The organism is Citrobacter sp. S55_ASV_140 (genome assembly GCF_018919505.1).
Taxonomy (GTDB): domain Bacteria; phylum Pseudomonadota; class Gammaproteobacteria; order Enterobacterales; family Enterobacteriaceae; genus Citrobacter; species Citrobacter werkmanii.
Window position 1 is genome coordinate 1 of sequence record NZ_JAHLQZ010000327.1, and the last position, 2,525, is coordinate 2,525.

A 2,525-nucleotide genomic window follows, 5' to 3' on the forward strand; every position below is an offset into this window, starting at 1 on the left:
TCTCAAAACACACGCCATTCTTTCCCGGACGAAGTTGTTTGAAAAAAGCGGGCTTACCTAACTTTTTCCTTACAAGAAAGAAAGTAACAGCAATTACAGGAGATAAGCATATCAACAATATTACTGATGCAATGATATCAAATGCTCGCTTTAACATATTACTTTGCAACCTGATTAAATATATCTATGAATTTTTTAACACCTACGCGCAGGCATAATTTTTCATTATAATAAGTCGAGCCATTGCAGCCTAAGGCGATAAGCTCCTTACCAGCTAGCGAGGTAAGATGCTTAATTCCTGCCGCAATCGATTCAGGGTTATCCGGCTCACATATCACTCCTGCATTAGCCTTACTAACTAACGCGGCAGCATCTCCATCAACAGCCATGACAATAGGTTTTCCACATGCAAGGTATGCTTGTGTCCGTGAAGGTATCGTAATAGAGAATAACTCGTCATTAATTAAATGAACAAGTAGGGCATCAGACTGTTGAAGAATATCGCCAATTTCAGATGGCGGGACGCGCGGGATAAAAATAACATTGCCTATTTTTTGCTCGACAACCATTCTCTCAGCATCGGACTTGGCTAGACCCGAACCTACTAAAATGATATTAGCATTTACCCCATCTTTTTGTAGTAACTTTGCAGCAGCAACAATAGATGGTAATCCTTGGGCAAGTCCAAGATTTCCAGCGAATACAACATTAAACTTTCCGTCCGGTAAAACAACACTGCTTTTTTGGAAGCATCTTAGGTTTTCTTCATCACTCCAATTATAGATAATTTCAATTTTATCAGCAGGAACTCCTCTAGATATTAATCGTTGCTTGAATCCTGGCGAGAGTACAACTATTTTAGTCGCTCGTCGATAGACAAAATTGCAGACTCCGTTAACAATTTTAAGTATTTTTTTATTTGTAAGCATCCCTGTCGATGCCAATGTATCGGGCCATAGGTCTTGTATGTCAACAACAAATGGCGTCCTGCGAAATAATGAAATAATTGAAGCTGAAAGAGCTGTTGTTAATGGAGGATGGTATGCATAAATAACATCTACCTTTTGCTTACGGAGTATTCCGTAAATCATGCTAGATAAAAAGAATGATATATAGTTAAAAACTCTTTTTAGAGCAGAACGCCCATGATGTGGATAAAGTGGAACACGGTTAATTATTATATCTTCGCATTCTTCCCGTTGGAAAAACTTTATTTTGTAGCCATCATATATTTTCCCCCCTGGATAATTAGGAAAACCAGTAATCACTTCGACTTCAACATTTTGCTTTCTTAATTCTTTAGCAAAAGCAAGACCTTTGAAAGTAGGTTCGGGATCAAACCATTGTGTTAACAATAGGACTTTCACTGTTATCTACACGCCATAAAAGGTCACTCTGGGTTTACCAGAGTGACGATGGTACTAGTAATTACGCCAAACAACCCGCTTAACATAATCTGTATATGAAAGGATAATTCGTGCAACCTTGTCAGAAACATTTGGCATAGAATAATCGTTTACCCTGCGTAGGAGTCTATCTTCATTGCGAGGTTGATTTTTTATCATATCGAGAGCCTGAAGAATACGCTCAGGATCAACGCCAGTCATCATTACCGTGCCTTCTTCCATTCCTTCTGGACGCTCATGAGCCTCTCGAATGTTAATGGCAGGGAAATTGAGAATTGAAGACTCTTCAGTAATTGTTCCACTATCAGACAGCACAGCCCGGGCTTCTTTTTGTAATTTCACATAGTCTTTAAAACCTAATGGCTTTAATAATCTCACATGCGAATTAAAAATGACGCCTTTTGCATCAATTCTTTTCTGAGTTCTTGGGTGTGTAGAAATAATTACTGGTAGCTGATAAGTTTCAGCTACTTTGTTTAATGATTCGACAAGATTCATTAAATTTTTATCTGAGTCAATATTTTCTTCACGGTGAGCGCTTACTACAAAATATTCTCCGGATTTCAAATTGAGACGTTCAAGTACATTTGAAGCTTCGATTCCATCAGAATAATGAGCAAGAACTTCAAACATCGGACTGCCAGTCTTAATGATTCGATCGGCTGGCAGCCCCTCTGCAAGAAGATACTCTCGTGCAATATCACTATAGGTAAGATTAATATCAGCCGTATGATCAACGATACGACGATTTATCTCTTCAGGAACTCGCATGTCAAAGCAGCGGTTCCCGGCTTCCATATGGAAAATAGGAATCTTACGTCGTTTAGCTGGAATGGCCGCCAGGCAACTATTAGTGTCACCCAGAACCAATAGCGCATCAGGCTTTGTTGATTCTAGAACCTCATCAACTTTGATGATAATTTGACCAATAGTTTCAGCAGCATTTTTACCGGCGGCATTCAGGAAGTGATCAGGCTTACGAACACCAAGGTCATCAAAAAAAATCTGGTTAAGTTCATAGTCATAATTTTGGCCAGTATGCACGATAGTATGTTCAAAAAAATCATCAAGTTTTGCCAAAACACGTGACAGACGGATAATTTCAGGCCGTGTACCAAC

The 2,525-nt window shown here is 39.0% G+C and carries 2 protein-coding genes; both read right to left on the reverse strand.

All coding sequences use genetic code 11. The features are described 5' to 3' along the window. Nucleotides 1–158: 158 nt before the first annotated feature. Complete coding sequence (locus KQJ18_RS23250) at nucleotides 159–1,355, reverse strand: glycosyltransferase family 4 protein (protein WP_216422862.1); 1,197 nt, start codon at nucleotides 1,353–1,355, stop codon at nucleotides 159–161. 66 nt (nucleotides 1,356–1,421) lie between these two features. Then, nucleotides 1,422–2,525 (reverse strand): UDP-N-acetylglucosamine 2-epimerase (non-hydrolyzing) (gene wecB, locus KQJ18_RS23255; protein ID WP_216422863.1); only part of this gene is annotated, 1,104 nt, incomplete at its 5' end.